We start from the raw sequence: 6,881 nt of genomic DNA on the forward strand, positions 1-6,881 counted from the left end.
CACGGTAGGTGTTGGTACCGTGGACCTGTGCGTTTCCTGGCCACAACGGCCCGCGCATCCCCGTCCATGACCCCCGAGGTGCTCCGTGACGATCGTCGACTTCTTCCGCCTCCTGCGCGCCAACCTCCTGCTGCTCCTGGCAGCAGCCCTTGTGGGGGGTCTGTTGGGTTGGGGCTACTCCGCACTGCAGCCCCGGATCTACGCATCCGAATCTCAGGGGTTCCTCGCCGCCCGGGCTGCAGATCAGAGCCTCATCACCAGCAACCTGCCCGCCGAGAGCCGGGCTCAGGCCTACGTCGCCCTGATCAACAGCGAGGCCGTGCGTGAACGCGTGGCACAGGACACGGGGCAGGACGGCGACGGCTCGCTCTCCGCGGTGCTCGTCCCCGAGTCCAGCATGATCAAGGTGACCGCCACCTCGACCGATCCCGAGACCGCCGCGCAGCTGGCGAACAGTGCACTGCAGGCGACGGCGGACGTGGCGGCGGACGTGGACAAGAACAGCCCGCTGGAGGTCGTGCCGCTGTCCGATGCCCGCGTGCCCTCTGCCCCCGTGAGCCCTGACACCCGGCGCAACGTCCTCTTGGGCGCGGTGGCCGGACTGGGTGCGGGACTCGCCATCGCCGTGCTCCGTCGTCTCCTGGACGTGAAGGTGCGCAGCCGCGCCGACGTGAAGGAGATCACCGGCGCCGGCGTCATCGGGGCCGTCCCGGAGAACGCGTCCCTGACCCGCACGGGCGAGGAGGCCGTGGACCTCGACCCCCGGGCCGGCGAGGCCATCCGGGCGCTGCGCACCAATCTCAAGTTCGTCTCCGTCGACGAGCCGCCCCGCGTCGTCTCGTTCACGAGCGCGGACCCCTCCGAGGGCAAGTCGACCGTCGCATCGAACCTGGCCCGCGCCCTGGCCCTGGCCGGCGAACGGGTGCTCGTGGTGGACGCCGACCTGCGGCGGCCCCGGCAGCACGACCTCTTCCAGGTGGCGGGCGACGTGGGCCTGTCCGAGGTGCTGGCCGGTGAGGTGCAGCCGGACGACGCCCTCGCGGCGACCGGCATCCCGAACCTCACGCTGCTTCCCGCCGGCCGGACGCCCCCGAACCCGTCGGAGCTGCTGGGCTCGAAGCGCATGCGGGCCCTGCTGAAGCTGGCATCGGAGGACTTCTTCGTCATCGTCGACTCCCCTCCCCTGCTGCCCGTCACGGACGGCTCCCTCCTGGCCACGGCCGTGGACGGGACTGTGCTCGTGGTGCGTCAGGGGCGGACCCGCAAGGACCACCTGGAGGCGGCTGTGGAGAATCTCGCCGCGGTGGACGCGCATCTGCTGGGCGTGGTCATGAACGGCGTCGCGCGCTCCCAGCGCGGCGGCGGCTACTCCTACGGCTACGGGTACGAGAGCACGTACCACAAGTCCCATGACAAGTACCTGCAGGGAACCGGCAAGGGCGGAAAGAAGTCCCGTCGGGCCGCACGGGCGAAGAAGGGCTGACGCCAGTCCCCTCCACACGCTGGGGCCCCGCACCTTCCGGTGCGGGGCCCCACTACGTCTGTGCGAGCCGGCCAGTGCTGGCTGCGGCCCCGTCGATCACGGAGCGCGCGCTCCCTCGCCTGGGCAACCCCGACAGGACACCACCCGCACGACGGGGGCGGGTGGCCCGGTTCAGCTGCTCAGCTGCTGCAGATTTGCTGTGGCTTCGGCGTCCGGCGTGACCGCCATGCGCCCCTGAGCGCCGGGAACGTAGGGTCCGCTCGGCCCGTTGCGGCGTTCGAAGCTGAGTGTCATCGGCTGCTGCGGCCCGGTGGGCCCGTCCGGGTCCACGACGATCTCCCGGTATGTCCAGTAGTCCAGGGGCAGGCAACGGTTATTCTCCCACATGGAGAAGTCGGCGGCCTGCACATGGAAGGTCTCGAGGTAGAGCCGCCCGTCACTACGGACGTCCGCCGGGTCAATGGTGCCGGTGTACGTCCAGGTGTAGGGGGTGTACACGAAACCGTCAGCCTTGGTCTGCGCGGCACCCCGCACGGGGCCTGACCACTTCGTCGAATGCCCGGTGGCCGCCTGCCAGGTGATCGGGTTCCGGGTCGCAGTATGAGTGCCGCGCACCCAGTAGACGAGCTTGGCGCCGCTGTAGCTGGCGTCCTTGGAGACGTCGTAGAGGTAGAGCCCCCAGGGCGCGCCATCGGGAGTGGCGCCCCCACGGGAGGGCGCCGAGTTCACCTCGAGAGAATAGCGGCAGCCACCAAGATCACGTGTCGTGTTCAGCACCCAGCCGTTGATGCCGGGATCCTTGCGCAGCGAAGCGGCAAAGGACGGCGCCGCCGAGACCATGGCCACGGCGGGGACAGACCAGGCCAGACCGGTGGCGACGGCGCGCCGGCTCGGGCCTGACGCGGGGGTGGAAGCGGAGCGAGCAGTCATGAGGGGCCTTTCGGGGCGAGATGTATGCCAGATGTATTTTCTTTGAGCAGACGCGATGTCCGCAAGAGTATCAGCGTGTGCCACCCGCCGTTTCTGACAGGTACGTCCGCAGCCGTTCGCGCTGGTCCGGGGCGGTGTAGCCGACGGCGGCCAGGGATCCGAGGTCGAGGGCGCTGTTGGTCGGCCGCGGGGCCACGCCCTCCTTGCCGGCCAGGTACGCGGCGGTGGTCGTGGCGGAGACGCGCGCGGCGTCGTGGCCGGTGTCCTCGAAGACCCACCGGGCGACGTCGTGCCAGGTGACCACGTCGCCGCTGTTGGTCATGTGGAACGTGCCCGTGGGCGCGTCCGTGGTGACCAGGTGCAGCAGGGCGTCGGCGAGGTCGTCGGCGAAGGTGAGGCGGCCGTGCTGGTCGGCGACGACGGCCGGGTCGATCCCGCGCTCGGCGAGGGAGGCCATCGTGGCCACGAAGTTCTTCCCCTCCCCGATCACCCAGGAGGTGCGCACGATCCAGTGCCGCGGCACGGTGCGCACCGCGGCCTCACCGGCGGCCTTCGACTGGCCGTAGACGCCCAGCGGCGCGAGCGAGTGATCCACCGGGTGCTCCTGCCCCACGGGGAGGGCGCCGTCGAACACGTAGTCCGTGGACACGTGGGCCAGCGGCACGGACGCGTCCGCGCAGCGGCGGGCGAGCTCGGCGACGGCGGTCGCGTTGACGGCCCACGCCTGGGCCCGGCCCTCGGGCGTCTCGGCGGCGTCCACGGCGGTCATGGCGGACGCGTTGACCACGGCGCGCAGGCCGCGGAAGTGCTCCCGCGGCCAGGACACCGGATCGGTCATGTCCCAGGTGTCCCGGCCATGGGCCTCGACCGGGATCCCCGCGGCCTCGGCGCGGGCCACGAGGGCGCGGCCGAGCTGGCCGCCGGCGCCGAGCACGAGGATCGGGGCGGGCGGCATGGGGGTGACGTCCGCGAGCATCGGGTGGGCGCGGTCCTTGTCCGAGAGCTCGGCGTCCTCGAGCGGGATGGGCCAGGCGATGGCGGCCGTCGGGTCGGCGAGGTTGAGGAACGTGTACTGGCCCTGCGCGTCGGCGGACCAGTGGTCGTTCACCAGGTACGTGTAGGCGGTGTCCGGCTCGAGCGTCTGGTACGAGTTGCCCACCCCGCGCGGCACGAAGACGGCCTTCTCCGGGCCGAGCTCCACGGTGGCGACGGCGCCGAAGGACGGCCCCTCCCGCAGGTCCACCCAGGCGCCGAAGATCCGGCCGTGGGCGACGGCCACGTACTTGTCCCAGGGTTCGGCGTGGATGCCGCGGGTGGTGCCGACGGCGTCGTTGAAGGAGATGTTGTTCTGCACCGGGGCGAGCGAGGCCAGGCGGGGGTGCTCGGCGGCGAGGGCGCGGATCTTCTCCCGCTGCCAGTTCTCCTTGAACCAGCCGCGGTTGTCCCCGTGGACGTCGAGGTCGAGGACGAGCAGGCCGGGGATGGCGGTCTCGGTGATGCGCATCAGCGGTGCCCCCTCACTGGCCCTGGGCGCGGTAGGTGGCCTCGACGGCGGCCTTGGCCGGGCGCCACCAGGCCTCGTTCTCGCGGTACCAGCGGACCGTGTCCGCCAGACCGGCGCGGATGTCCGTGAACTGCGGCTCCCAGCCGAGCTCGGTGCGCAGGGCGGTGTTGTCGATCGCGTAGCGCAGGTCGTGGCCCGGGCGGTCGGCGACGAGGTCGTAGTCGTCCGCGGGGCGGTCGAAGAGCTCGAGGAGGATCTCCACGATCTCCCTGTTGTTCCTCTCGCCGTCCGAGCCGATCAGGTACGTGCGGCCGATCTCGCCGCGCTCGAGGATCCGCAGCACGGCCGAGGAGTGGTCCTCCGTGTGGATCCAGTCCCGGACGTTGACGCCCTGGCCGTAGAGGCGGGGGCGGACGCCGTCGATCAGGTTGGTGATCTGGCGCGGGATGAACTTCTCGATGTGCTGGTACGGGCCGTAGTTGTTGGAGCAGTTGCTCAGCGTGGCCTGCACGCCGAAGGAGCGGACCCACGCGCGCACCAGGTGGTCCGAGCCGGCCTTCGAGGCCGAGTAGGGACTGGAGGGGTTGTACGGGGTGGTCTCGGTGAACTTCGCCGGATCGTCCAGCTCGAGGTCGCCGTAGACCTCGTCCGTGGACACGTGGTGGAAGCGCTTCCCGTGCTTGCGGACCGCTTCCAGGAGGACAAAGGTTCCGACGATGTTTGTCTGGATGAACGGGGAGGGATCGTTCAGCGAATTGTCGTTGTGGGACTCCGCCGCGTAGTGCACGACGGCGTCCGACTCGGCGACCAGGCGGTCCACCAGGGCCGCGTCGCAGATGTCCCCCACCTCGAGAGTGACACGACCCTCGGGCAGGCCGGCGAGGTTCTCCCGGTTGCCGGCGTAGGTCAGCTTGTCCAGGACGACGACGTCGTGCCCGGTCTCGCGGACGACGTGGTGGACGAAGTTCGAGCCGATGAACCCGGCGCCGCCGGTGACGAGGATGCGCATGGGGCCAGGGTATCGAGGAATGTCACTCTTTGGCGGCCTCACGCATCGCCTAGAAGTCACCTTCGATGACAGTCCAGCTGGGAGCCAGAAGATGAGAGCGACCACCGTTCTCGGTACGCGAGAAGAACCACGGAGCGATCACCTGTCGTCCTGGATTGAGGACGTCGCCGATGTAGCCACCCCAATACGAGAAAGTGGAATTGGTGATGATGAGTCGCTTCGCGTGGATGATCGCCTTGAGGTCATGCGCGATGTCGCCGTCTTCATAATCCACCGGTGCAAACTCAGAGAGAAGATCATTCACGTGGTCGCGACACCAGTCGAGGCCATCCGAGATGACGACGATGCGACCCACGGACCCCTGCGTGCGCACGGCTTCTGCGAGAGCCGAACGCAGGTACTTCTTCTGGTCCATGCCAAATTGAGCCCGATGCCTGTCGACGCTGTAGTAGTCGCCTCGCCGAACATTGACGACGATCGCATCGTCGTAAGAATCCGTGGCCGGGGAAACTGCAGATCCTGGGAGGAGATCATCGCGAATGAAATCTTCAAGCAGGGGTGGCGCAAAGCGACCGGTTGATCGCTCCTCGTTTTCCCACGGGCGCACCCGCTGTGCAGTGAAGGGCACGTGAGACCGCCGCAGGAATCTCTTCTCGCGGAGACGTGGGAACAGCTCGATCACGCCCACCCTGTTTTCGGGAAGCAAGACGAACCGGGGCTCCCCCAGAGAGGCCCCCTCATACGCCCAGAGCCCCTGGTAGAGGAGATTCCCCAGCCCCATCCACTCGGGAGCCCACGAGACGGGCGCGCCCCGTCGGACGGTTCGGAGAATGGACGCCTTGACGGCACCTACAGCACGCATGGGTCCAACCTAAGTCATGGTGCGGGGACAGTCCTGTCCGCTGCTCCAACCCCACCCCACCGTGGGCGGGAACGGGGAACAGCACCGAGCCCGTGCTGGACGACGTCAGATGAACGCGTCATCGGGGATCGCCTGCCATTGCGGGAGCAGCAAGGGAGACTCACCTCGCGCGTACAGCCGGTTGAAGTGCAGGGGTGCCTGGACGCTCTGCGGGCGGTCGCTCGGAGGCATTGCACTCGCCAGGTATCCACCCCAGTAGGAGAACGTCGAGTTCGCCAGGACCAGGTGCCGACCGCTGGCGAGCTGCGCCAGGTCATTGAACATGTCGTGTTCGCCCGGAATCGTCCCCACGTCCCCCCAGGCCGAGAGGAAGCCGAGGTTCTCGCGGCACCAGCCGACATCATCGGAGACGAGAATGATTCGACCTACCTCGTCTCGAGGAATCCTCGCCACAGCGGCCCGGACGTACCCGGCGATGTCGAACCCGAAGTTGGCGCGGTGGACCGGATCGGAGTAGTAGTCCCCCCGACGCACGTTCACCACGACTGCCCCGCGGTCTACCTGCTTCAGACGCGCCTGAAATCCGTTGCTCGTCAACAACCTCTCGCGCGTGAAGTCCAGGAGGTCACGAAAGAACCAGTCCTGGTAGGTCTGCTGGCCCCACTCGACCGTTCGCTCTTGCCGGAAGGACACATCGTCTTCCCGCACCGTGAGATCCCTGAGGGCGGGGAACTCTGTCAACCACGGCTCCATCTTGGGCTTGTAGCGCACCAGCCACGGACGTCCCGTTTCCCGGCGGCGCGCCCAGGCCGTGGCCCACAGGTAGAGGAAATTGCCACCGTTCATCGGCTCTGCCCCCCAGATCACTGGAGGGTCGGTGCGGCGCACCATGGCCAGCACTCCGGCAGCAATGTCTCGGGGCGTCCTCATCCTCATCAGGCTTCGCATCGGTGGCCTCCTCAATTCCGCCGCCACAACAGACGTACCCGATCTCAGCGTACTGGCGAGGACCTCGCCCCCGACTTGATCGCGCGACGCCTAGGGCATGTCTGACAATCGTTTTGACCATGCGATCACAGCATTCAGGACCACA

General features: G+C 68.3%; 6 protein-coding genes. 1 reads left to right on the plus strand and 5 read right to left on the minus strand.

The features are described 5' to 3' along the window. Nucleotides 1–85: 85 nt before the first annotated feature. Nucleotides 86–1,483, plus strand: coding sequence for a polysaccharide biosynthesis tyrosine autokinase (locus NR073_RS08745; RefSeq protein WP_020626568.1), 1,398 nt, complete (start codon nt 86–88; stop codon nt 1,481–1,483). 171 nt (nt 1,484–1,654) lie between these two features. Here the strand turns inward: NR073_RS08745 and NR073_RS08750 are convergent, their stop codons facing one another. The 5 genes from NR073_RS08750 to NR073_RS08770 all read right to left on the minus strand — a co-directional run bounded on the left by NR073_RS08750 (nt 1,655) and on the right by NR073_RS08770 (nt 6,736). Beyond that, the gene (locus tag NR073_RS08750; RefSeq protein ID WP_036340554.1) at nt 1,655–2,413 is read right to left on the minus strand and encodes a hypothetical protein; all 759 of its coding nucleotides are present in this window, start codon (nt 2,411–2,413) and stop codon (nt 1,655–1,657) included. Between the two features lie 70 nt (nt 2,414–2,483). Then, a complete protein-coding gene (locus tag NR073_RS08755; protein ID WP_256748748.1) occupies nt 2,484–3,917 on the minus strand; it encodes a bifunctional dTDP-4-dehydrorhamnose 3,5-epimerase family protein/NAD(P)-dependent oxidoreductase in 1,434 nt (477 codons plus the stop codon). Nucleotides 3,918–3,930: 13 nt separating this feature from the next. Beyond that, complete coding sequence (gene rfbB, locus NR073_RS08760) at nt 3,931–4,926, minus strand: dTDP-glucose 4,6-dehydratase (protein ID WP_256748749.1); 996 nt, start codon at nt 4,924–4,926, stop codon at nt 3,931–3,933. 49 nt (nt 4,927–4,975) lie between these two features. Continuing rightward, entirely contained in the window at nt 4,976–5,608 is a 633-nt protein-coding gene (locus NR073_RS08765; protein WP_256748750.1) for an alpha-1,2-fucosyltransferase, read from the minus strand. A gap of 285 nt (nt 5,609–5,893) precedes the next feature. Next, nucleotides 5,894–6,736 carry an alpha-1,2-fucosyltransferase gene (locus NR073_RS08770; protein ID WP_256748751.1) on the minus strand — a complete coding sequence of 281 codons (843 nt, stop codon included), beginning with the start codon at nt 6,734–6,736 and terminating at the stop codon, nt 5,894–5,896. Between the last annotated feature and the right edge of the window lie 145 nt (nt 6,737–6,881).

The sequence above is a fragment of the Micrococcus sp. Mcc28 genome, assembly GCF_024519775.1.
Classification (GTDB): Bacteria; Actinomycetota; Actinomycetes; order Actinomycetales; family Micrococcaceae; genus Micrococcus; species Micrococcus luteus.